Source organism: Amycolatopsis sp. w19, from assembly GCF_051373225.1.
Taxonomy (GTDB): domain Bacteria; phylum Actinomycetota; class Actinomycetes; order Mycobacteriales; family Pseudonocardiaceae; genus Amycolatopsis; species Amycolatopsis japonica.
Map to the genome: position 1 here is coordinate 1 of NZ_JBPQFM010000048.1, position 22,380 is coordinate 22,380.

At 70.0% G+C, this 22,380-nt stretch carries 21 protein-coding genes; 14 read left to right on the top strand and 7 right to left on the bottom strand.

Annotated features, from left to right (window positions below; translation table 11 throughout):
* Positions 1-116: 116 nt before the first annotated feature.
* Entirely contained in the window at positions 117-1,478 is a 1,362-nt protein-coding gene (locus tag ACSMFO_RS39795; RefSeq protein WP_436462498.1) for a DUF2252 domain-containing protein, read from the bottom strand.
* Between the two features lie 31 nt (positions 1,479-1,509).
* On the bottom strand, positions 1,510-2,712 hold the full coding sequence (gene rocD, locus ACSMFO_RS39800; RefSeq protein ID WP_037343845.1) for an ornithine--oxo-acid transaminase: 1,203 nt from the start codon (positions 2,710-2,712) through the stop codon (positions 1,510-1,512).
* A gap of 156 nt (positions 2,713-2,868) precedes the next feature.
* On the opposite strand from rocD, the gene ACSMFO_RS39805 reads away from it, so the two are divergent.
* The 3 genes from ACSMFO_RS39805 to ACSMFO_RS39815 are packed head-to-tail and all read left to right on the top strand — an operon-like array spanning position 2,869 to position 6,808.
* Positions 2,869-3,723 carry a PPK2 family polyphosphate kinase gene (locus tag ACSMFO_RS39805; protein ID WP_436462499.1) on the top strand — a complete coding sequence of 285 codons (855 nt, stop codon included), beginning with the start codon at positions 2,869-2,871 and terminating at the stop codon, positions 3,721-3,723.
* 20 nt (positions 3,724-3,743) lie between these two features.
* On the top strand, positions 3,744-5,858 hold the full coding sequence (locus ACSMFO_RS39810) for a prolyl oligopeptidase family serine peptidase (RefSeq protein ID WP_436462500.1): 2,115 nt from the start codon (positions 3,744-3,746) through the stop codon (positions 5,856-5,858).
* A complete protein-coding gene (locus ACSMFO_RS39815) occupies positions 5,855-6,808 on the top strand; it encodes an LLM class F420-dependent oxidoreductase (RefSeq protein WP_436462501.1) in 954 nt (317 codons plus the stop codon). The genes ACSMFO_RS39810 and ACSMFO_RS39815 overlap by 4 nt, the downstream gene beginning before the upstream one ends.
* 81 nt (positions 6,809-6,889) lie before the next feature.
* Here ACSMFO_RS39815 and ACSMFO_RS39820 read toward each other — a convergent pair whose 3' ends face one another.
* Positions 6,890-7,966: an NAD(P)/FAD-dependent oxidoreductase gene (locus tag ACSMFO_RS39820; protein ID WP_436462502.1), complete on the bottom strand. Its 1,077-nt coding sequence runs from the start codon at positions 7,964-7,966 to the stop codon at positions 6,890-6,892.
* A gap of 86 nt (positions 7,967-8,052) precedes the next feature.
* Between ACSMFO_RS39820 and ACSMFO_RS39825 the strand changes: the two genes are divergently transcribed.
* Positions 8,053-8,478 (top strand): MarR family winged helix-turn-helix transcriptional regulator, encoded by a 426-nt coding sequence (locus tag ACSMFO_RS39825; protein ID WP_378411296.1) that lies wholly within the window; start codon positions 8,053-8,055, stop codon positions 8,476-8,478.
* Position 8,479: 1 nt separating this feature from the next.
* Here the strand turns inward: ACSMFO_RS39825 and crcB (ACSMFO_RS39830) are convergent, their stop codons facing one another.
* From crcB (ACSMFO_RS39830) to crcB (ACSMFO_RS39840), 3 genes are read right to left on the bottom strand one after another with little or no spacing between them, the layout of a single operon-like run.
* On the bottom strand, positions 8,480-8,854 hold the full coding sequence (gene crcB / locus ACSMFO_RS39830; protein ID WP_436462503.1) for a fluoride efflux transporter CrcB: 375 nt from the start codon (positions 8,852-8,854) through the stop codon (positions 8,480-8,482).
* Positions 8,851-9,192 (bottom strand): DUF190 domain-containing protein, encoded by a 342-nt coding sequence (locus ACSMFO_RS39835; protein ID WP_436462504.1) that lies wholly within the window; start codon positions 9,190-9,192, stop codon positions 8,851-8,853. Before ACSMFO_RS39835 ends, crcB (ACSMFO_RS39830) begins: the two co-directional genes overlap by 4 nt.
* Complete coding sequence (gene crcB / locus ACSMFO_RS39840) at positions 9,189-9,629, bottom strand: fluoride efflux transporter CrcB (protein WP_436462505.1); 441 nt, start codon at positions 9,627-9,629, stop codon at positions 9,189-9,191. Before crcB (ACSMFO_RS39840) ends, ACSMFO_RS39835 begins: the two co-directional genes overlap by 4 nt.
* Before the next feature lie 171 nt (positions 9,630-9,800).
* Between crcB (ACSMFO_RS39840) and ACSMFO_RS39845 the strand changes: the two genes are divergently transcribed.
* The 10 genes from ACSMFO_RS39845 to ACSMFO_RS39890 all read left to right on the top strand — a co-directional run bounded on the left by ACSMFO_RS39845 (position 9,801) and on the right by ACSMFO_RS39890 (position 21,319).
* The gene (locus ACSMFO_RS39845) at positions 9,801-9,932 is read left to right on the top strand and encodes a hypothetical protein (protein WP_005157133.1); all 132 of its coding nucleotides are present in this window, start codon (positions 9,801-9,803) and stop codon (positions 9,930-9,932) included.
* Entirely contained in the window at positions 9,933-11,114 is a 1,182-nt protein-coding gene (locus tag ACSMFO_RS39850) for a cupin domain-containing protein (protein ID WP_436462506.1), read from the top strand.
* Between the two features lie 85 nt (positions 11,115-11,199).
* Complete coding sequence (locus ACSMFO_RS39855) at positions 11,200-12,147, top strand: sucrase ferredoxin (RefSeq protein WP_436462507.1); 948 nt, start codon at positions 11,200-11,202, stop codon at positions 12,145-12,147.
* Between the two features lie 131 nt (positions 12,148-12,278).
* Positions 12,279-14,186 carry an intein-containing Rv2578c family radical SAM protein gene (locus tag ACSMFO_RS39860; protein ID WP_360133961.1) on the top strand — a complete coding sequence of 636 codons (1,908 nt, stop codon included), beginning with the start codon at positions 12,279-12,281 and terminating at the stop codon, positions 14,184-14,186.
* Between the two features lie 124 nt (positions 14,187-14,310).
* Complete coding sequence (merB, locus tag ACSMFO_RS39865) at positions 14,311-14,886, top strand: organomercurial lyase (RefSeq protein WP_038515664.1); 576 nt, start codon at positions 14,311-14,313, stop codon at positions 14,884-14,886.
* Between the two features lie 117 nt (positions 14,887-15,003).
* Positions 15,004-16,776, top strand: coding sequence for an aspartate--tRNA ligase (aspS, locus tag ACSMFO_RS39870; RefSeq protein ID WP_436462508.1), 1,773 nt, complete (start codon positions 15,004-15,006; stop codon positions 16,774-16,776).
* Positions 16,776-17,717, top strand: coding sequence for a DUF389 domain-containing protein (locus ACSMFO_RS39875; protein WP_436462509.1), 942 nt, complete (start codon positions 16,776-16,778; stop codon positions 17,715-17,717). The genes aspS and ACSMFO_RS39875 overlap by 1 nt, the downstream gene beginning before the upstream one ends.
* Positions 17,718-17,796: 79 nt before the next feature.
* Positions 17,797-18,984: a phosphotransferase gene (locus ACSMFO_RS39880; RefSeq protein WP_037343865.1), complete on the top strand. Its 1,188-nt coding sequence runs from the start codon at positions 17,797-17,799 to the stop codon at positions 18,982-18,984.
* Positions 18,985-19,059: 75 nt separating this feature from the next.
* Complete coding sequence (locus ACSMFO_RS39885) at positions 19,060-19,908, top strand: SGNH/GDSL hydrolase family protein (protein ID WP_360133973.1); 849 nt, start codon at positions 19,060-19,062, stop codon at positions 19,906-19,908.
* Positions 19,909-19,951: 43 nt separating this feature from the next.
* Positions 19,952-21,319 carry a replication-associated recombination protein A gene (locus ACSMFO_RS39890; RefSeq protein WP_360133976.1) on the top strand — a complete coding sequence of 456 codons (1,368 nt, stop codon included), beginning with the start codon at positions 19,952-19,954 and terminating at the stop codon, positions 21,317-21,319.
* 241 nt (positions 21,320-21,560) lie between these two features.
* Here the strand turns inward: ACSMFO_RS39890 and ACSMFO_RS39895 are convergent.
* On the bottom strand, positions 21,561-22,380 hold an 820-nt coding region (locus tag ACSMFO_RS39895), incomplete at its 5' end, for a DUF222 domain-containing protein (RefSeq protein WP_436462510.1).

Sequence of the window (22,380 nt, forward strand, 5' to 3'; positions counted from 1 at the left end):
CGCTGGGAAGTCCGCGACGACCTCCACCAAGGCTTCCTCACCCTCGGCTGCGCCATCATCTGCTGGCGCAGACTCAAAGCCCACTCATTCTGTTAGGACCCCTAAATGCGGCGGGGTCAGAGGGCGCGGAAGGCCTCGAAGTCCGCTTCGGTCTGGTCCGCGTACCGCATGGCGTAGGCGCCGATGGCCTCATCGAGGTCTTCGTCGTCCTCGAAGTAGCCCGCCAGTATCCGCGGGTGCAGTGACCGCGCGTGCGCCCGAGCCAGCAACGCGCCGGCCAGGCGGCCGTAGTCGTCGAGGTGGTCCTTCTTCAGCTCCGCCGGGTCGATGTCGCCCTTGAGGTTCCGGAACTGCCGGACGATGTACGGCACGCCGTCGATGGTCGTCCAGCCGAGCAGGATGTCCGTTTCGGCCTGCACGAGCCGCGCGCCCTCGACGATCCGGCGGCCCTCGTGCTCGGGAGCGGGCAGGCCGAGGAACGGCGCGAGCGCCGACGGGTTGGCCTGTTTCACCTGCAGGACAAGGTCTTCGCCGGAGTTCCCGTGCAGCAGCGCGACGTAACTGCGCAACCCGACACTGCCGGTGCCGACCACCCGGAACGCCACATCGGACACCCGGTACCGCGAGATCAGCGTCCGCCGCGACTCGCGCAGCGTGTCCACATAGGACACCAGGCCGGTCACGACGGCCTCGGCGGTCGCGTCGTCGACGTGCGTGAGCACCGGCGGGTCTTCGACGAAGCGGTGCCGTTCGAGCCCGGTCTCGTGGTCGTCGATCCGCCTGGTCCACTTCGCGGTGACCTTGGCGCTGGTGTTCTTCCGCGCCTTCTCGGCCGCTTCCTCGAAGTCGTCGATCAGGTCGTGCGCGCGCACCTTGCTCAGCACCGACGCGTCCGGCAACGCGTTCCACGACCGCAGGAACGGCAGCTCCGCCAGCCCCCGGATGGTGCGCCGGTACGACTTCACCGCGTCTTCGGCGGCTTCACGACAGCCCGATTCGCCGATGCCGCCCTCGCGTCCGGCCAGGACGAGGCTCGCGGCGAGCCGTTTGAGATCCCACTCCCACGGGCCCGGCACCGATTCGTCGAAGTCGTTGATGTCCATGACGATCTGGCCTTCGGGCGTGCCGTACAGCCCGAAGTTCGCGGCGTGCGCGTCGCCGCAGAGCTGCGCCGTCAGCCCGGACGCCGGCGAACCCGCCAGATCGGCGGCCATCAGCCCGGCGGCCCCGCGGTAGAAGGTGAACGGCGACGCGAGCATGCGCTCGCGCCGCAGTTCCACCAGCTCCGGCAGGCGGCCTTCGTTGCTCCGCGCGAAGAACTCCGCCACACTCGGCCGTCCTTCGCCCGCCGCCGCGTGATCGTGCGCGGACGTCGGCGCCTCGGCCCGCAGCGCCTTACCCCTCGCGGACCAGTCCTCCGGCGACACCGTCTCGGTGCCGACCAGCGGCCGCTCCACCCACTCCCGCTCTTCTCCCATGGACAGGCAACGTACAACCCGTCCGAAAGGTTCACCGCGTCTTGACGACCTCCGTGATGGCGTCGATACCGCGGTCGAGCTCTTCACGGCTGATCACCAGCGGCGGCGCGATCCGCAGCGTGTGGTCGTGCGTCTCCTTGCACAGCACGCCGCGTTCGGCGAGCGCCGTCGACGCCTCGCGGCCGGTCGGCCCGCCGGGCGCGATGTCGATGCCCGCCCAGAGCCCGCGCCCGCGGACCTCGGCGAGCCCGTTCCCGACCAGTTCGCCGAGCCGCGAGTGCAGGTGGGCGCCCAGTTCCCGCGAGCGCTCCTGGAACTCGCCGGTCTTCAGCAGGCCCACCACGGCGCGGCCGATCGCGCACGCGACCGGGTTCCCGCCGAAGGTGGAGCCGTGCTCACCCGGCCGCAGCACGCCGAGCACGTCCTTGCTCCCGACGACGGCCGAGACCGGCATGATGCCGCCGCCGAGCGCCTTGCCCAGCGTGTAGACGTCGGCGCGGACGCCCTCGTGGTCGAGCGCGAGGACGGTGCCGGTGCGGGCGAGACCGGACTGGATCTCGTCGGCGATCAGCAGGACGTTGTGCTCATCGCACAGCCGCCGCGCCTCGGCGAAATAGCCGGCGGGCGGCACGATCACGCCCGCCTCGCCCTGCACCGGCTCCAGCAGGACCGCGGCGGTGCGCTCGGTGATGGCGTCGCGGAGCGCTTCGGCGTCGCCGTACTTCACCGTGACGAAGCCCGGTGTGAACGGGCCGAAGTCGGCGCGCGCGGTCTCGTCGGTGGAGAAGGACACGATGGTCGTCGTGCGGCCGTGGAAGTTGGAGCCCGCGACGACGATCTCCGCGGTCCCGTCGGGGACGCCCTTGACCCGGTACGCCCATTTCCGGGCGATCTTCACCGCGGATTCGACGGCTTCGGCGCCGGAGTTCATCGGCAGGGTCATCTCGGTGCCGGTCAGCTCGGCGAGCTCCCGGCAGAACAGCCCGAGCTGGTCGTGGTGGAAGGCGCGCGAGGTCAGCGTCACCCGGCCGAACTGCTCGACCGCGGCGGCGATGAGCCCGGGGTGGCGGTGCCCGAAGTTCAGCGCCGAGTAGCCGGAGAGGAAGTCGAGGTAGGTCTTGCCCTCGACGTCGGTGACCGAGGCGCCTTCGGCGGTGGCGATCACCACGGGCAGGGGGTGGTAGTTGTGCGTGCTCCACTGCTCGTCGAGCGCGATGAAGTCGGCGGTCGTCATGCGTTCAGGTTAGATGCCCATCCGGCTGCTTTCATCCGGGAAACGTTGCTTTGACCCGTTGTTCGTTGCGTATCGACTCCATCGGGTGGCGAAATCGTGCATGGCGGTTCTCGATCACCGGAGGCGCGGGACCCGGACCGCGGTTATCGTCGCCGGATGGCGAAAAAGGACACCGTCTCCGTCCGGGACACGCTGAGGATCGGCAAGGGCGGCGAGCGGCATGATCCGGGCTCGTTCCCGATCGGGCCGACCAAGAAGCCCAAGGGGCTCAAAGACCTCGCGGACGCCGGAAGCAGGCTCGCCGAACTGCAGGAGGCGTTGTACGCGGAGGGCGTCGGCGGCGGGAACCGCAGCCTCCTGCTGGTCCTGCAGGGGATGGACACCTCCGGCAAGGGCGGCACCGTCGGCCACGTCCTCGGCCTCGTCAACCCGATGGGCGTGCGGTACGCCGGGTTCAAGAAGCCGACCGCGGCCGAGGCACGCCACCACTACCTGTGGCGGATCCGCAAACAGCTCCCCGTGCCGGGGCAGGTCGGCGTCTTCGACCGTTCGCACTACGAGGACATCCTGGTGCCGCGCGTCCAGAAGCTCGTCCCCGCCGCGGAGTGGCGCAAGCGCTACGCCGAGATCAACGCGTTCGAGAAGGAGCTGACCGAGGCCGGGACGACCATCGTGAAGGTCTTCCTCGACATCTCGCCGGAGGAGCAGCTGAAGCGGCTCAAGGCGAGGCTGGAGACCCCGGCGAAGTGGTGGAAGTACAACCCCGCCGATCTCGACGCGCGCGCCCAGTGGAACGACTACCAGAAGGCCTACGCCGACATCTTCGCCAAGACCTCCACGGCGGCCGCGCCCTGGTACGCCGTCCCGGCCGACCGCAAGTGGTACCGCAACTGGCTGGTCGCGCGGCTGCTGATCGAGACGATCGAGGAGATGGACCCGAAGTTCCCGCCCGCCGACTTCGACCCCGAGACCGAACTGAAGAAGCTCGAAGGCGTTGGCGTCCGCACTTGATCGTCTGAAAGAGTGCGGACGTGACCGACAACAGCCTCGAAGATCTCCCGTTCCTCCGCCGCCAGGCCCGCACCCAGCGCTTCACCCTCGGCGCGCCCAAAGAGTTCAAGGTCGCCCCGGACGGCTCCCGCATCCTGTTCCTGCGGACCGAGTCCGGGACCGACCCGCGGCACAGCCTGTGGTCGTTCGATGTCGCGTCGGGCGAGGAGACGAAGCTGGTCGACGCGGCCGAGCTGCTGCCCGGCGAAGAGGACCTGCCGCCGGAGGAGCGTGCCCGCCGCGAGCGCAGCCGGGAGACCGGCGGCGGCGTGGTCGGCTACGCGGTCGACGACGCCTTCACCGTCGCGGCGTTCTCGCTCTCGGGCAAGCTCCACACCCTCGACCTGGCGACCGGCGAGGTCGCGGTTCTGGTCGACGGTTCGGTCGTCGACCCGCGGCCCAGCCCGGACGGCACGCACGTCGCCTACGTCCGCGACCGGCGCCTGCGGGTGATCGACCGGGCCACCGGGGAAGACCGCCCGCTTGTCGACGAGGCGGGGGAGGACATCGCCTGGGGCCTCGCCGAGTTCATCGCGGCCGAGGAGATGGGCCGCACCCGCGGCTACTGGTGGTCGCCGGACGGGAAGAGCCTGCTCGCCGAGCGGTCCGACCGGGCGGCCGTGCCGCGCTGGACGATCGCCGACCCGGCCAACCCGCAGTCGGCAGCCAACGTCGTCGCGTATCCGGCCGCGGGCACCACGAACGCGGACGTGACGCTGGCGATCCTCGGCCTCGACGGCTCCCGCGTCGACGTCGAGAAGACCGATTGGGAGTACCTGGCCGCGGTGCACTGGTCCGCCGCGGGCAGGCCGTTGCTGTCGGTCCAGTCGCGTGACCAGCGGGAACTCCAGATCCAGGCGGTCGATCCGGCGACCGGTTCCGTCGAGTTGCTGCACACCGAAACCGACGAGCACTGGGTCGAGCTCGCTGCGGGTGTCCCGGCGTGGACCGCCGACGGCCGTCTGGTGCGCGAGAGCGCCGCCGACGGCGACCACCGGCTGGTCGTGGACGGCGTGGCCGTCACCCCGCCGGGACTGCAGGTGCGCTCGATCCTGCACGTCGGCGACGAGGTGCTGTTCAGTGCCTCGGAGGCCGACCCGACGCAGATCCACGTCTTCCGCACCGAGGGCGGCGAGCTCCGTCGTCTGTCCACTGAGGACGGTGTGCACGTCGGTTCCGGCAACGCTTCGCTGACCGTGCTCTCGTCGTGGAGCCTGGAGCGCAGCGGCCCGGTGGTGACCGTCGTGTCCGGCGAGAAGACGGTGGCGCGGATCGGTTCCTTCACCGTCGACCCCGACGTCGTGCCGAACCTGACCTGGCTGACGCTGGGGGAGCGGGGCCTGCGCGCCGCGCTGGTGCTGCCGACCGGGTACGAGGAGAGCGAGGGCAAGCTCCCGGTGCTGCTCGACCCGTACGGCGGCCCGCACGCCCAGCGTGTCCTGCAGACCCGCAACGCGTTCCTGACCCCGCAGTGGCTGGCGGACCAGGGTTTCGCGGTGCTGGTCGCCGACGGGCGCGGGACACCCGGCCGGGGTTCGGCCTGGGAGAAGGAGATCGCGGGCGAACTCGCCGACGTCACCCTCGCCGACCAGGTCGACGCGCTGCACGCGGCGGCCGCGCTCCATCCGGAACTGGACCTGGAGCGGGTCGCGATCCGCGGCTGGTCCTACGGCGGTTACCTGTCCGCGCTGGCCGTGCTGCGGCGTCCCGACGTCTTCCACGCCGGTGTCGCGGGTGCCCCGGTGACCGACTGGTCGCTGTACGACACGCACTACACCGAGCGCTATCTCGGGCTGCCGCAGGAAGAAACGGCTTCGTACGAGCACAACTCGCTGATCGCCGGCGCCGGTGACCTCTCGCGGGCGCTGCTGATCGTGCACGGGCTGGCCGACGACAACGTTTTCGTCGCCCACTCGTTGCGCCTGTCGTCGGCCTTGCTGGCCAAGGGACGCGCGCACGTGTTCCTGCCGCTGGCCGGCGCGACGCATATGACGCCGCAGGCCGAAGAGGTCGCGGAGAACCTGATGCGCACGCAGGTGGACTGGATCGTGCGTGAGCTGTCCGGTGCCGCGGTCAAGAGCGAGGAGAACGCATGAAACGGTGGGGCATCACCATTCCGCTGACCGGGGTGCCGCTCGCGGCGCACGAGGAGATGGTGCGGGAACTGCCGGATCTCGGCTACACCGACGCGTGGTCGGCCGAGACGGCGGGTCACGACGCCTTCACGCCGCTGGTGCTGGCTTCGCAGTGGGCGCCGCAGCTGCGGCTGGGCACCGCGATCGTGCCGGTGTACACGCGCGGGCCCGGGCTGCTGGCGATGAGCGCGGCGACCGTCGCGGAACTGGCGCCCGGCCGGTTCGTGCTCGGCATCGGCGCGTCGTCGCCGGTGATCGTGAAGAACTGGAACGCCGCCGAGTTCGAGGCGCCGTTCGCGCGCTCGCGGGACACCCTGCGTTTCCTGCGTTCGGCGCTGGCGGGGGAGAAGGTCACCGAGCAGTACGAGTCGTTCTCCGTCAGCAAGTTCCGGCTGGAGCGGCCCACCGACCCGCCGCCGTCGATCATGCTCGCCGCGCTCCGGCCGGGCATGCTGCGGCTGGCGGCGAAGGAGGCCGACGGCGCCATCACCAACTGGCTCGCCGCTTCCGACGTGCCGAAGGTGCGGGCGGAAATCGGGCCGGACGTCGAACTGGCCGCGCGGATCTTCGTCTGCCCCACCGAAGACAAGAACGCCGCGCGAGGGCTCGGCCGGATGCTCATCTCGAGCTACCTGACCGTGCCGGTGTACGCGGCGTTCCACGAATGGCTCGGCCGTGGTGAGGCGCTCGCACCGATGCACGAGGCGTGGGCGGCGGGCGACCGGCAGAAGGCGAACCAGGTCATCCCGGACGAGGTCGTCGACGACCTGATCGTGCACGGCAGCCTCGAATCCTGCCGCGAGCAGGTGCAGTCCTATGTGGACAACGGGCTGACGACGCCGATCATCGCGCTGCTGCCGACGGGTGAGGACCCGTTCGCGCACGTGCGGGGTCTCGCTCCGCGGTCCTGATCGCGTCACCGGATGCAATGAACGGTCCTTTCCTTGCAAAATTTGCGAGGAAAGGACCGTTCCTAGCGCGCGAGGGGCGGCTCAGGCGACGTTGAACAGCTCGTCGTACCGCGACGCCATCATGTGCGACCCCTTGATCTCCGACGTCGTCGCCGCGTCCAGGACGCCGACCTCCTCGGCGTAGGTCGCGCCCCCGGAAGGCCCGAGCGGCAACGAGATCATCGGCCCGCCCGGGGTGTGCGTGCGCAGTTCGCCGCCTTCGATCAGCGCCCGGATGTTGGCCACGACGACCTCCGCGTGGTCACCGGCCACCTTCGCCAGCTTCCCCTCCGGCAGCGCCGTGATGTCGCCGAGCGCGAACACGCGGGGCTGCCCCGGGAGACGCAGTTCGGGCGTCACCTCGACCTGCCCGTTCGCCTGCCGCGCGGCGGCCAGTTCGCCGTCGAGGTACGCGGTGTGCGGCGCGCCGCCGTAGCACTGGAACCACAGGTCGGCGGTCACTTCGCCGCCGCCGGTGAGCCCCGACGTGAACGTCTTGGCCTGCCCCGGTTCCGAGACGGGGGCCTCGGTCAGTGAAGTGCCGAGCAGGAGTTCGACGCCCAGATCGTCGAGCTGACGGCGGATCTCGGCGCGGAACTCGTCCGGGAAACCCGCCAGGATCTCCGTCGCCGGGTCGACGATCGTCACGGTCTTTTCCGGCCACACCGCCTTGATCTCGCCCGCCAGTTCGAGGCCCACCGGGCCTGCGCCGAGCAGCAGCACCTTCTCCGCTCCCGCGAGTTCCTCCCGGGTGGTGCGGATCTTCGCCTTCGCCGAAGCGCTGTCGTGGAAATCGATCTTCGCCGGGAACGGGTACGCCGAACCGGTCGCCAGCACGACGTAGTCCGGCACGAGCCGCTCACCCGACGCGAGCGTGACGCCGCCCTGGTCCACGCTCACCGCACGGTCGCGCAGCACCCGCCCTCGCTCGAGAAGCCCGGCGTACGGGTAGAAGAGCCGATCCGTCCACTCGGGATCGACGAGCCCGCGCAACGCGGCGACGTGGTGGACGAAGTCCTCGCGCGGCTCGACGAGCACGACGTCGGCGAACGAGTCCAGCTCCTTGGCGACGGTCGTGCCGCCGTATCCCCCGCCGATGACGGCCACGGTCGTGGTCATGAGATCCCCTAGTTCGTAGTGCGTAATGTTGGTACTGCGAACTACAGTAGTTCGTACTCCGAACGATCGTCAAGTAGACTTCGGTCATGACCACGGCCGAAGACCTCGGATTCGCGACCGCGCTGGTGCGGCTTTCGCATCTCGTGCAGCGGGCTTTCATCGACGTCGGCCGGTCTCACGACCTCACGCCGCAGCAGGCGCAGCTGCTCTGCGTGCTGGCACAGGGGGAGTCGGGGGTCGGGATGACCGACCTCGGCAAGATGCTGAACCTCGAGAAGTCCAGCGTCACCGGCCTGGTGGACCGCGTGCAGCGGCGCGCGCTCGTCGAGCGGGTCGCGGATTCCGGCGACCGCCGCGCGCTGAAGATCACGCTGACCGAAGAAGGGCTCCGGCTCGCGAACGCCGCCCACGAAGGCGTCGTCGAGAAGCTGGAGGAGATGGCGGCCGACCTCCCGGCCGAGCAGCGCGAGGCGATCGCCGCGGCCGCATGGCGGATGGCGCCCGAAGACTGAGTCAGTGCCAGACGGCGGCGGCGACCAGCAGGCCCGCGGCCGCGGCGGCCAACCCGGCGAAGACCGTCACACAGGCGTTGACGACGGCGTAGAGCCGCGCCTTCTCCGTGAACAGGCGCAGGGTTTCGTACCCGAACGTCGAGAATGTCGTGAGCCCGCCACAGAAACCGACGGCCAGCAGTGCGCGGACCGCGTCCGGCTGCCCGCCGTGCAGTGCCCAGCCGGTCAGCACGCCGAGGATCGCCGAGCCGACGACGTTCACCGTGAGCGTGCCCCAGGGGAACGCTGAATTGCGCCAGGCTTGGACGCGCCTGTCGGTCAGGTAGCGCAGGATCGCGCCGAGACCACCGCCGAGCGCGACGAACAGGACGGTCACGGCGCCGTCCGGCCCACGTAGCGGATGACCTCGACCTCTTCGAGGGTCACCAGGCCTTCGTCGATCAGCTCGTCGAGCTGGGGCAGGAACGCCCGGATCCGCTCCTCCTCGTCGACGATCACGATCAGCACCGGCAGGTCTTCGGACAACGAGAGCAACCGGGTCGTGTGGATCAGCGACCTCGCGCCGTAGCCCTCGATGCCACGGAACACCGAAGCGCCGGCGAGCCCGGCGTCGTGCGCCCGCCGCACGATCTCGTGGTACAGCGGCTTGTGGTGCCAGACGTCGTCCTCGCCCACGTGGACCGACAGCCGTAACGCGCGCCCGGAGAGCCTCATGGTTTCGTTCCCGTCCGGTTCAGCCAGGCCCGGGTCGCCTCCCCGCCGATCAGGACCGCGACCAGGGCGGTGACCACGCTACCCGCCGCGTACGACAATCCGGTGAACGCATGCCCGGTGGTCACAAGATCGAGTGTCTCGGTCGTATAGGTCGAAAACGTGGTGTAACCGCCCAGGATCCCCACTCCGAGGAAGGGGCGCAGCAGCCGATGCGGGCTCGTGGCGCCGGTGATGACCGCCATCAGGACGCCGATCAGCAGACAGCCGGAAACGTTGGTGGCAAAGGTGGAAAGCGGGAATCGGCCGGGAGAGTGGGGGATCGCGACGGAGAGGCCGTAGCGGGCAAGGCTGCCCAGCGCGCCGCCCGCGCCGATGACCGCCAGGACGTCCCAGCGCGTCGCCGAAGGACACTTCGGGACGGATGCCGGTTCAGCCATGAATGCCAGCTTAGAACCGCTGTCCGGGTGAACCGGCGCCACGGTGTCGAAGATCGCTCACAAGGCCGTTTTTCCCTGCTGGACAGTGAATTTTCCCGAAACGTGTCGTAGGCTTGGCGGCGCTCCAGGCCGATTTTCGGTCCGTCCGCTCGTCTAGAAAAAGGTGGCAGGATGGCACAGGAACAGTCAGGTACGCAGGCTCCCGACAGCGGTTTGCTGCTGGAGGTCGAGAAGATCCCGACCGCGGTCGACCGCGGGAAGGCCAACGGCGCGGCCGCCGACAACGACGGCAACGACGGCTGAGTGCCCGAAACGCCGACGCTGGCTGACCTCGTGGCTCCGCTCGGGGTCAGCCAGTTCTTCCAAGACGTCCAGGGCGAGACCTACCGCCGTTTCGAAGGCCGCGCGGGCCGGTTCGCCGACCTGCTGCCGTGGCCGGCGCTGAACGCGATCCTCCGGCAGCACCGCCTGGAGTTCCCGCGGCTTCGCCTCGCGCTCGATGGCACCCCGGTGCCCATGGAGAGCTACACCGATCTCGTCCCCACCCGCCGCAGTGGCACCGTCCCCCGTCTGCAGGCTGCTCCGTTCACCGAGCACCTGCGCGGCGGCGCGACGATGGTGCTCGACGCCATCCAGGAACTCAGCGACCCGATCGGCGATCTCGCCAGGAGCCTCGAACACGACCTCCGCGAGAGCGTCCAGGTCAACCTGTACGCGGGCTGGGGCGTGACCCACGGTTTCGACGTGCACTGGGACGACCACGACGCGTTCATCATCCAGGTCGCCGGCCGCAAACGCTGGCGGATGCACGGCCCGACCAGGCCCGCCCCGCTGCATCGCGACGTCGAGCAGCCCGAGCGGCCAGGGGAGCCGATCGACGACTTCGTCCTCGAAGACGGCGACGTCCTCTACGTCCCGCGCGGGCACTGGCACGACGTCACCGCCGTGGGGGAGATGTCGCTGCATCTCACGCTCGGCTTCAGCCCGGCGACGGGGATCGACCTCGTCTCGTGGCTCGCCGACAAGCTGCGGGCGAGCACCGCGTTCCGGCAGGACCTGCCGAGGTTCGGGACGGCGGAGGAGCGCGCGGCCCGCGCCGCGGCACTGCGCGCGGAGCTCGAAGCCACGTTGACCACCGACGTCGTCGACAGGTTCCTCGCCGAACGCGACTCGGCGGCCCCGGCGCATCCGCGCGTCGGCCTGCCTTGGGCGGCGACCCCCGGCCTGCTGCCGGACGGCGACGAGACCGAGGTCCGGTTCCTCGTCCCGAGGGCGGTGCTCGAAGAAGGTGACGGCCGGGTGATCCTGCTCGCGGACGGGAAACGGTTCGTCTTCGCGAGCGCCGCGACCCCGCTGCTGAAGGCGCTGCTCGACGGCTCGCCGCAGGCGGTCAAGCGACTCGCCGAGCTGTCCGAACTCGATCGGGGGACGGTGCGGGCCTTCCTCGGCGAGCTCACCACGCAGGGATTGCTCTCGATCGGCTGAAGGTCACAGGAGGCGAGAAGTGTGAAGGGAGCCCGGACGGGGTAAGCTAAGGCATGCCTAAGGTGAGGTCTGGAGGGGTCGGCCGATGACCGCTCAGCTCTCGGACACGGAAGCGCCGCCCGCCGCGTTGCCGGGCTGTGCGACCGTCGCGCGCATGCTCGGGGCGAGCCCCGCCGGCACCGCGGCGGACATGCGGTGCTGGCTGCTCATCGAACAGCCGGGTCCCTGGCCCGCGGACGCGCTGGAAAACGTCCTCGACGAGGCCTTCCCCGCCGAGCGACGCGAGCTGCTCGAGAACTTGAGACGGTCGCACGGGCTCCGTCCGCTGCTCATCCGCCGTCCCGGCAAACATCAGCGCGACCCGGAACGGCCCCGTTCCGTGTACGTCGGCGGGGGTGAGCCGGGCAACCGCTGGCTGGAACGCCTCGAAATCCACGACCTGGGTGAACTGGCCACACTGGACCTCGAAGCCGTCGCGGAAGGTGCCGGCGGGCTCGGCACCCGCGTGGACGGGCCGCTGTTCCTCGTCTGCACCCACGGCACCAAGGACATGTGCTGCGCGGTGCTCGGCCGCCCGCTGGCCTCGGCGCTCAACACCAACCATCCCGGCCGGTCCTGGGAGGTCAGCCACGTCGGCGGCGATCGCTGGGCGGGCAACCTGCTGGTGGTCCCCGACGGTTTCCTGCACGGCCAGCTCAACCCGGCCGAAGCGGGGCTGGTCGCGAAGGCCGCGCTGCGCGGTCAGGTCGAGCCGGAGCAGCTTCGCGGCCGGACGTCCGCCCGGACGGCGTGGGCGCAGTTCGCGGAGATCGCGCTCCGGCGGCGGCTGGACCTCCCCGGCCTGGACGACGTGCTCGCAGTCCAGGAGGAGCCGCTGCTCGAATCCGACGCGCGGGTCGTCACCGTGCGCGGCGGCGAGGACTTCTACTCGGTGACGGTGCGGCGGCGTTCGGCGGCGCCGCGCGGGGAAAGCCGGTGCGCGGGGTTGATCCAGCCCGCCGGGTACGTGGCGGACGAGATCAGGAAGCTCTAGCTCGCATTTAGTCCTCTGGATGCGGTCCTTGCGCGTGCAACTACCGCATCCAGAGGACTAAACGCCGCGAAGATCACCCTCGTTCGAACATACGTTTGACACCTGTCTAGAACATGTGTTCGACTGGCCGGGTGCGATGGGATCGACAGCGGGCGGACGGCGGCGAGCCGGTACTGCCCGGATTGGACGGGCTGCTGCGTTCGGTGCGCACGCCCGAGTTCGACGGCGTCACCTTTCACGAGGTGCACGCCAAATCCGTGCTGAACAAGGTGCCCGAGGGTTCGGGTGTCCCGTTCGGATGGACGGTGAACCCGTACCGCGGTTGTTCTCACGCGTGTACGTACTGCCTCGAGGGCGGCACGCCGGTCCTGATGGCCGACGGCCGGACGAAGCCGCTCGCGGAACTGGCGCCCGGCGACGCGATCTACGGGACGCGCGGGCGTGGCGCGGGGCGCCGTCTGGTGCCGACGAAGGTCCTCGCGCACTGGTCGACGCTGAAACCGGCGTACCGCCTGTCCCTCGACGACGGAACGTCCATCGTGGCCAGTGGCGATCACCGGTTCCTGACCGGTCGCGGCTGGAAACACGTCACCGGCACCCGGTTCGGCGCGGCGCAGCGGCCGCATCTGGTCGGCGGCACCGAACTCGTCGGCGTCGGGCGGCTCGCGCGCACCCCGGACGACACCCTCGGCTACCGCGCCGGATACCTGTGCGGGATGTTGCGCTCCGGCGGGTTCTCCGCCGAGAAGGACGCCGCGGATCGCGCGCTTCGCTACCTGCCGGATTTCGGTGCGTCGGTCGGCTTCGTGCAGGTGCCCCCGTCGCCGGATTCCCATTGGCTGCGCGGATTCCTGGCCGGGTTGTTCGATCTCGCCGGGAGCTACCGGCATGGCGCGTTGCGCGTCACCCATGACGAGCAGGACATCGTCTCGACCTTCTGTTCCGCGCTGGGGAACTTCGGCTTCCGTTACGTCAGAAGCGAAAACGCCAAGTTCCGTCCGTTGTGGACGGTGCAGATCCTCGGCGGCCCCTCGGAGGAGGTGCGGTTCTTCCATCTCGCAGACCCCGCCGTCGGCTGGAAACGATCGCTCGACGGTCTCCCCATCGGCCGGACGAGACGGAAGGTGACGTCCATCGAGCCGCTGGGCATCGAGCTGCCGTTGTTCGACATCACCACCGGCACCGGCGACTTCATCGCCGACGGCATGGTCACGCACAACTGTTTCGCCAGGAACACCCACACGTACCTGGACTTCGACGCCGGACGCGATTTCGACACGCAGGTGATCGTGAAGGTCAACGCGCCCGAGGTGCTGGCCGCGCAGCTGCGGCGGCCGAGCTGGACACGCGAGCACGTCGCGATGGGCACGAACACCGATCCCTACCAACGCGCCGAAGGCCGGTACAAGCTGATGCCGCGCATCATCACCGCGCTGGCCGATTCGGGAACGCCGCTGTCGATCCTGACCAAGGGCACCGTGCTGGCGAGGGATCTCCCGTTGCTGGAATCGGTGTCGAAGGACGTGCCCGCCGGGCTGGCGATCTCGCTCGCGCTGCTGGACGAGGAGCTCCAACACCGTCTGGAGCCGGGGACGCCGAGCCCGCGGGCGAGGCTCGACCTGATCCGCAAGGCGCGCGACGCCGGGTTGCCGTGTTCGGTGCTGGTCGCCCCCGTGCTGCCGTACCTGACCGACTCGGTGGCCGCGCTCGACGCCCTGTTCTCGCGGCTGGCCGAGGCCGGCGCCACGCGGGTCACCGTCCTTCCGTTGCATCTGCGGCCGGGCGCGCGGGAATGGTTCGCGCGCTGGCTCGGCCGGGAACATCCGGAGCTGGTGCCGAAATACCGCGAGCTGTACTCGCGCGGCGCGTATCTCCCGAAGTCCTATCGGGAGCGGCTCGGCGCCAGGGTCGGTCCGTTGTTGCGCCGTCACGGCTTCGGTTCCCGTGCGGACGACGGGGAACGGATGCAGGTGACGATGCCCGTGCAGCGGGCGGGGGAGGCGGTGGTGCCTCCTGCCGAGCAGCTCAAACTGCTGTAGCACCACTTTCGCCTCGGGTGGCCGAAAGTCTTACCGCACAACGGATTCGGCCGTTCGGCGCAGTGGCTTGGCGGAAATCCCTTTCGTGCCTAACCTCAAGGGGACGAAGGCGAGGAGGTGCCTGTTGACCACCCGTACTGATCGCACCGCCGCTGTCCGCATCGCCTGGGCCGCGACCAAGCTGACCAGAGCGGGCAGACACCCCATCGCCATCGGAAGACTCGCCGCCACCGTCGGCATGGACCCGGCCGAAGCCCACCGTTTGATGGACCTGATGGGCTTCGTCATCCGCGACGGGCTGGTCGTGATGGACCGAGGCTCGCGCCCGGCCGGACGGGCGGGCTCCGACCGGTACCGGGTCGACCTGTTCCTCCTGGCCGTCGCCACCGGTGAACCCGTGCACGCGGACGCGGTCTGCCCGGCGACCGGAGCACGCGTCCGTGTCCACTTCACCCGCGAGAGGGTCTTGAGCGTCGACCCGCCGCACGCCGTGGTCGCCGCGTCACGACTGTCCGGGATCGACCTGGCCCTCGGCCAGGACTACGTCGAGGCGCTGGTCTGCACGGAGTTCTTCGCGTCGCAGGAGGCGGCCTCGGGCTGGCTGCTGGAGAACATCGACGGCCGGGTCCTGTCCGTGCCCGGCTATCTGGCGCATACGCGGCGGATGGTCGCCGCGCTGGAGGCCTGGCCGACGATCTGAGAACACCTGGTCGCGAGGCATCACGGGCGATTCGTTAGCCTTTGACGTCGGCGCAGAGCAGTCGAACCGCGGCGCCGTCGAATCGCAGAATCGTGATGCCGAAGGAGAGCACCCGCAGTGCTTCGCACCCACAAAGCCGGCACCTTGCGTGCCGAGCACGCCGGTCAGACGGTCACCCTCACCGGATGGGTGGCCCGGCGGCGCGATCACGGCGGCGTCATCTTCATCGATCTGCGCGACGCCAGCGGCGTGAGCCAGGTCGTCTTCCGCGAGGGCGAGATGGCCGAGCGCGCCCACCAGCTGCGCTCCGAGTACTGCGTCCGCATCGTCGGCGAGGTCTCGGAGCGCCCGGAGGGCAACGCCAACGCCGAGATCCCCACCGGCGAGATCGAGGTGCTGGTCACCGAGCTCGAGGTGCTGTCCGAGGCCGCCGTGCTGCCGTTCCCGATCGACGACCGCGTCGACGTCGGCGAAGAGGTGCGTCTCAAGCACCGCTACCTCGACCTGCGCCGCAGCGGCCCCGCGGCCGCGATGCGCCTGCGCAGCGAGGTCAACCGCGCCGCCCGCGAGGTGCTGCACGCCCAGGAGTTCGTCGAGGTCGAGACCCCGACCATGACCCGCTCCACCCCCGAGGGCGCCCGCGACTTCGTCGTCCCGGCCCGCCTCAAGCCCGGCTCCTGGTACGCGCTCCCGCAGTCGCCGCAGCTGTTCAAGCAGCTGCTCATGGTCGGCGGCCTCGAGCGGTACTACCAGATCGCGCGCTGCTACCGGGACGAGGACTTCCGCGCCGACCGGCAGCCGGAGTTCACCCAGCTCGACATCGAGATGAGCTTCGTCGAGCAGGACGACGTCATCGCGCTCGGTGAGGACATCGTGACGGCGCTGTGGAAGCTGATCGGCGCCGAGATCCCCCGGCCGTTCCGGCGCATCAGCTACGCCGAGGCGATGGAGAAGTACGGCTCGGACAAGCCGGACCTGCGCTTCGACCTCGAACTCACCGACATGACGGCGTTCTTCGCCGACACCCCGTTCCGCGTGTTCCAGGCGCCGTACGTCGGCGCCGTCGTGATGGCGGGCGGGGCCGACCAGCCGCGCCGCACCCTCGACGCCTGGCAGGACTTCGCCAAGCAGCGCGGACACCGCGGGCTCGCGTACATCCTGGTCAACGAGGACGGCACGCTCGGCGGGCCGGTCGCGAAGAACCTGTCGGAAAAGGAACGCGAGACGGTCGCCGAGGCCGTCGGCGCCAAGCCCGGCGACTGCGTCTTCTTCGCCGCCGGCAAGCCCGCCGACGCGCGTGCGCTGCTGGGCGCCACCCGGCTGGAGATCGGCAGCCGTCTCGGCCTGATCGACGAGAACGCCTGGTCGTTCGTCTGGGTCGTCGACTTCCCGATGTTCATCTCGGCCGAGGAGTCCGACGACGTCGCCGTCGGCGGCGGCAAGTGGAAGGCGCTGCACCACGCCTTCACCTCGCCGACCCCGGAGTGGATCGGCAAACTCGCCGACGACCCCGGCAACGCGCTGGCCTACGCCTACGACATCGTCTGCAACGGCAACGAGATCGGCGGCGGCTCGATCCGTATCCACCAGCAGGAGCTGCAGAAGCAGGTCTTCGAGCTGATGGGCCTGTCCGAGGAGGAGGCGCAGGAGAAGTTCGGCTTCCTGCTCGACGCCTTCGCCTTCGGCCCGCCGCCGCACGGCGGGATCGCGTTCGGCTGGGACCGGATCGTCATGCTGCTGGCCAAGGCCGAGTCGCTGCGTGACGTGATCGCGTTCCCGAAGACCGGTGGCGGGTTCGACCCGCTGACCGCCGCTCCCGCGCCGATCACCGCGGAGCAGCGCAAGGAGGCGGGCATCGACGCCAAGCCCGCGCCGCCCGTCAAGAACTGATGCTTCACCTCAGGGCCGTGTGCCCGCCGGACCGGACCGGCGAAGCGATCCGGATCCTGCGGGCGCACACCGGGACCGCGCACCTCGTGGTACATCACGGGGTGGCGGTCGCGCCCGAGGGTGACCTGATCGAGGCGGACATCGCCCGTGAGGCGGCCGACGAGATCATCGAGTCGCTGTGCGGGCTCGACCTCGACCACACCGGCGGCATCACGTTGGAAGCGCTGGACACCGCGGTGTCCGACGCCGCCGACAAGGCCGAGGAGGCCGCGCCGGGCGAAGGCGCCGACGCGGTGGTGTGGCAGGAACTCGTCGGCCGTTCCGGCGAGGAGTCCCGGCTCACCTGGACATTTCAGGCATTCCTGACCATCGCGTGCCTGCTGGCGGCGGTCGGTGTCATCACGAACTCGGCCGTCACCATCGTCGGCGCCATGGTCGTGGGGCCGGAATTCGGGCCGCTGGCGGCCATCGCCGTCGGGTTGGTGCTCCGGCGGGGAGACCTCGTGAAGCAGGGCGCCGTCGCGCTGCTCGCCGGGTTCCCGATCGCCATGGTGATCACCCTCGGTGTGGTGCTGGCCGGCAACGCCACCGGGGTGCTCGAGGTCAGCAAGCTCGCGGACAACCACGAGGTCGATTTCGTTTACCAGGTGGGAATCGCGTCGCTGATCGTCGCGCTCCTCGCCGGTGCCGCGGGCATGCTTTCCATGACCTCGGCCAAATCCGCCGCGCTCGTGGGCGTCTTCATCTCGGTGACGACGGTTCCCGCGGCGGGCTACGCGGTGGTCGCGGCGGTTGCCGGTCAATGGGACCGGTGTCTCGATTCGGCGGGCCAGCTGCTGGTCAATCTCATCGGAATCGTTGCAGCTGCGGCCATTGTGCTGACATTGCGCCGTCGTGGGCAACGATCGAGGGTGACGGAACGTCCGCTTTCACGCGGATGATCCCCGGATCGCGCCAGTGCGCGCGATTGCCCGGATCTCAGTGGTCATGGTTGCTCAGTCACGAGTAGGGTCGGTGGCAATGACAGTCGATACCTCCTCTGCCGACGATTCGACCGTCGGAGCTGGAGCCGAAACCCTCGCCGTGGCGGCCGCGGTCGCCGCCGGCGAGTCGGTCCTCACGCGCCGATTCGGCAGCGCGATCACCCTCGTCGCCCCCGAAGACCTCGCCGGCAGTGGCCCGGCCACGGTCGTGCGGGCGCGGGTGGCGTCGTCGCCGTTCGCGCTGCCGCGCACCCTGGTCATCAAGCACTACCCCGATCCACCCGAACCGGGACGGCCCGATCCGTTCGCGCAGGAGGCGGTCAGCTACCAGCTGTTCACCGCGCTCGCGCCGGAGGACCGGATGTGCCCGGAGCTGCTGGCGCACGACGGCCGGGACCGTGTCCTGGTGATCGAAGACCTCGGCGGCGTCCCGACGTTGCACGACAAGCTCCACGCCCGTGACGCCCGCGGTGCCGAACGCGCCTTGCTGTCCTGGGCCCGGTCGCTGGGCAGGCTGCACGCGACCACCGCGAGCCGCGAGCCCGATTTCAACGCGCTGCTGCGCCGTCTGGGAGGCCCGGTCAAGAACGAGGACGCGCCACTGCCCGCGGTCTGCGCGCAACTGCCGGGCCTGCTGGAGGAACTGCTCGACGTCGAGACTCCGGAGCCGGTGCAACAGCGGGTCATGGAGGTCGCCGAGCGGGCGGGCGCGCCGTCGTACCGCGCGTTCAGCCCCGTCGATCTCAGCCCGGACAACAACCTCGTGACCAGCGGCGGAGTGCGGTTCCTCGACTTCGAGCGCGGCCGGGTGCGCAGCACCCTGATGGACGTGGCGTACCTGCGGCTCCCGTTCGCGTCGAGCGCGGACGCGCTGGCCCTGCCGCCGGGGATGAGCGAGGCGATGATCGCGGCCTGGCGGTCCGAGGTCGTCTCGGTCTGGCCGGGGCTGGCGGACGAGGACGCGCTGGCCGAGCACCTGATGGACGGTCAGCTTCTCCTGCTGTGGGTCCTCACCTGGGAGATCCTCCCGGAACTGGACCTGGACCGGCACGCGACGCCGATCAGCCGGGAGGCCGCGCTGGTCACCTGGTGGCGGGAGCTGGCCAAACACTCGCTGCGCGCGCGGCTGACGCATATCTCCGAGCACGCCACCAGGGTCGCCGCGGCCCTCGGCGCCCGGCTCGGGCCGCACGCCGATCTCGCGTTCTATCCCGCGTTCCGGTAACCGCCGCACGGACTTTTCGCTCGACCGTCCTCGCCGCGTTACCCAGGCATCACCACGGGTGAGTCTGCGTGGCCGATGGTGGCTACCGTGACCGTGATCAGTGTCGAAGTCACCCCGAGTCCCGAACCCCTTCTTCCTCCCGCACCGGCGGTCCCGCGGTCCGCGCGCAGACTGGTCGTGCTCGGCGATTCGACGGCCGTGGGCCTGGGCGACCCGCTGCCGGGCCGAGGTGGCTGGCGCGGGGTCGGCCCGCTCGTCGCCGACGCGCTCGGCGTCGAGCCGGACGGCTACCTGAACCCGTCGTTCACCGGGGCGCGCATGGGCTGCGTGCTGACCGAGCAGTTGCCGGAGGCCGTCGCGCATCGGCCGGACGTCGCGCTGGTGGTGGCGGGCATGAACGACACGCTGCGCCCCGATTTCAGCGCCGAGAAGATCGCCGCGGACCTCACCGAGGTGATCCGTTCGCTGGCCGCTGTCGGCACCGTCGTGATCCCTGTGCGCTACCACGACCACGGGAAGGTGTTCCGCCTCCCGCAGTCGCTGCGGCGCGCGTTGAGCGAGCGCGTGGCCGAGCTGAACGCCGCCATCGACGGGGTCGTCGAGCGCGAGGGCGTGCCGTGTCTCGACCTCGAACTGCTGCCCGGCGCCTACGACCTCACCGCGTGGAGCGTCGACCGGCTGCACCCGTCGGAACTCGGGCACCGGATGCTGGCGACCGGGTTCACCGAACGGCTCGCCGAGGCCGGGTTCGCGGTGCCGCGGCCGGTGAGCCTGACCTGCTCGGGAGGCGTGGAGCCGAGTACCGCCGGGCACGTCGGCTGGCTGGTGCTCAAGGGCATCCCGTGGGTGTGGCGGCGGGGGCGCGAGTTCGTGCCGTACGCGGCCGTGATCATGTGGCAGGCGTTCCGGGAGCGGCTGCGCTGACCTGTGGCCGGAACCGTCGGTGGGTACGGCTACCGTCGACACCGTGGCACAGGACGAACTCTTCACCGTGAACCCCGACCTCGGTCCGCCGCCGGAGCCGGCCGAGCCGAGGGAGGTCGCTGTTCCGGCGGGCTCGCCGCTGGCGGTGCGGATGCGGCCGCGGTCGCTCGACGAGGTCGTCGGCCAGCAGCACCTGCTGCGTGAGGGTGCGCCGCTGCGGCGGCTCGTCGAAGGCGCGGCCCCCGCTTCCGTGCTGCTCTACGGCCCGCCGGGTACCGGCAAGACCACGCTGGCGAACCTCGTCTCCGCGGCGACCGGTCGCCGGTTCGTGGCGATGTCGGCGCTGTCGGCCGGGGTGAAGGAGGTGCGCGGGGTCATCGAGGAGGCCCGCCGCCGCCGGAACTACAACGCCGAGAACACGGTGCTGTTCATCGACGAGGTCCACCGGTTCTCCAAGACCCAGCAGGACGCCCTGCTCGGCGCGGTGGAGGACCGGACGGTGCTGCTGGTGGCCGCCACCACGGAGAACCCGTCGTTCTCGGTGGTCTCGCCGCTGCTGTCGCGGTCGCTGGTGCTGCAGCTGCGGCCGCTGACCGACGCCGACATCGTCGCGCTGATCGAGCGCGCGCTGGCCGACGAACGCGGTCTCGGCGGCGAACTCACCCTGACCGAGGACGCGCGGGCGCATCTGGTGCGGCTGGCCTCCGGTGACGCGCGGCGAGCGCTCACCGCGCTGGAAGCGGCCGCCGACGCGGCGAGCGCGACCGAGGCCAAGACGATCGATCTCGCCATCGTCGAGTCCACAGTGGACAAGGCGGCGGTGCGTTACGACCGCGACGGCGACCAGCACTACGACGTCATCAGCGCGTTCATCAAATCGATCCGAGGGTCGGACGTGGACGCCGCGTTGCACTATCTGGCGCGGATGATCGAGGCGGGGGAGGACCCGCGGTTCCTGGCCCGGCGCCTGGTCGTGCACGCGAGCGAGGACATCGGCATGGCCGACCCGACGGCACTGCAATCGGCCGTCGCGGCGGCGCACGCCGTGCAGTTCATCGGCATGCCGGAAGGCCGTCTCGCGCTGGCGCAGGCGACCGTGCACCTGGCGACGGCGCCGAAGTCGAACGCCGTCATCACCGGCATCGACGCCGCGCTGAGCGATGTCCGGTCCGGGCGGATCGGGACGGTGCCGCCGCATCTGCGCGACGGGCATTACGCGGGCGCGGAGAAACTCGGCAACGCGAAGGGCTACCGGTATCCGCACAACGTGCCGGAAGGTGTTCTGGCGCAACAGTATCCGCCGGACGAGCTGGTGGGGCGGGACTACTACGAGCCGACGCAGCGCGGGGCGGAGCGGACGTTGCACGAGCGGGTGCCGAAGCTGCGGCGGACAATTCGGGGGGAGCGTTAGCCCGCGTTCGGAGCGTTGTCGGCGGTGAGGAGCGCCGTGGGCCAGAGTACGCGCTGGGAGCGGTTGTGATCGGTCCGGTGACGACGGACTGTGTGGATTTTGGGGCGTTGGATGACCCGAAATCCGCACAGTCGTGCGTGATCGGACCGGTCACGGTGGTCGCCCGTTAGGGCGTGCTTCGCCACCGGCGCTGGGCATGACGAGAGGCCCGTCGCCGGTGTGGCCGACGGGCTCCTCGGGTTCAGACGTGGTGCAGGGTGTTACGCCGGGGTTTTCGGAGCGGATCTCGGTATTGGGGTGGGATGAACTCCGGTAACCCATCGGCCGCCATCCGGACTTCCCAATCACCGTGATGAATCAACCGATGATGGAAACCGCACAGCAGGACTAAATTCCGGAGATCCGTGGGCCCGCCGTCTGCCCAGTGATGAATGTGATGGGCGTGGCAATTCTTGGGTTTCCGATGACACCCCGGGAAGGCACAGCCACCGTCGCGGATGTTCAACGCACGTCTCTGGCCGGGAGTGACGAACCGTCTCAGGCGACCCATGTCCAGGGGTTCCCCCGAGGCGCTCATCACGATCGGCAGCATGAGGCAGTCGCAGGCGGCGAGCCGGGCTTCCCGTGCCGTCATCGTCCCCACGAAGTCGAGACACGCGGTCCCGAGACCGGACTTCAGTTCCTCAAGCCCGACGGTGACATGCACCAAGGTGCGGTAGCCGCTGGTGCCCGGTTGGTCGGGGCACGCGATGGCCAGGTCGAGGAGTTCGGCCCAGGCATCTCCCATGCGTTCGCACTTCATCCGCAGATCTGCCTGCCCGAACTCGTCCACCGGCCGCGGCTGGGCGTGTGCTTCCAGCGCTGCGGCGGTCCGGGCCCCGGTCTCGTCATCGAGCAGGCCGGTGAGTTTCCAGAAGCCGTCCTTGCGCCGCTCCAGGGTGATCTCGCGGCGTGGTTCCTTCGGCTCAGGATCTTTGGGTTCCTTGCCGTCGGGATTCAGCAAGCCTTGCAGGTTCGCCTCGGCCTTGGCGAGCTGCCGCGGACCGGCGTTCGGGGCGAGA

Bases quoted from the DNA above. Each gene is read 5' to 3' on its own strand.
- ACSMFO_RS39795 (WP_436462498.1), bottom strand. From the start codon at position 1,478: ATGGGAGAAGAGCGGGAGTGGGTGGAGCGGCCGCTGGTCGGCACCGAG.
- rocD (WP_037343845.1), bottom strand. From the start codon at position 2,712: ATGACGACCGCCGACTTCATCGCGCTCGACGAGCAGTGGAGCACGCAC.
- ACSMFO_RS39805 (WP_436462499.1), top strand. From the start codon at position 2,869: ATGGCGAAAAAGGACACCGTCTCCGTCCGGGACACGCTGAGGATCGGC.
- ACSMFO_RS39815 (WP_436462501.1), top strand. From the start codon at position 5,855: ATGAAACGGTGGGGCATCACCATTCCGCTGACCGGGGTGCCGCTCGCG.
- ACSMFO_RS39820 (WP_436462502.1), bottom strand. From the start codon at position 7,966: ATGACCACGACCGTGGCCGTCATCGGCGGGGGATACGGCGGCACGACC.
- ACSMFO_RS39825 (WP_378411296.1), top strand. From the start codon at position 8,053: ATGACCACGGCCGAAGACCTCGGATTCGCGACCGCGCTGGTGCGGCTT.
- ACSMFO_RS39835 (WP_436462504.1), bottom strand. From the start codon at position 9,192: ATGAGGCTCTCCGGGCGCGCGTTACGGCTGTCGGTCCACGTGGGCGAG.
- crcB (WP_436462505.1), bottom strand. From the start codon at position 9,629: ATGGCTGAACCGGCATCCGTCCCGAAGTGTCCTTCGGCGACGCGCTGG.
- ACSMFO_RS39845 (WP_005157133.1), top strand. From the start codon at position 9,801: ATGGCACAGGAACAGTCAGGTACGCAGGCTCCCGACAGCGGTTTGCTG.
- ACSMFO_RS39855 (WP_436462507.1), top strand. From the start codon at position 11,200: ATGACCGCTCAGCTCTCGGACACGGAAGCGCCGCCCGCCGCGTTGCCG.
- ACSMFO_RS39875 (WP_436462509.1), top strand. From the start codon at position 16,776: ATGCTTCACCTCAGGGCCGTGTGCCCGCCGGACCGGACCGGCGAAGCG.
- ACSMFO_RS39880 (WP_037343865.1), top strand. From the start codon at position 17,797: ATGACAGTCGATACCTCCTCTGCCGACGATTCGACCGTCGGAGCTGGA.
- ACSMFO_RS39885 (WP_360133973.1), top strand. From the start codon at position 19,060: ATGGTGGCTACCGTGACCGTGATCAGTGTCGAAGTCACCCCGAGTCCC.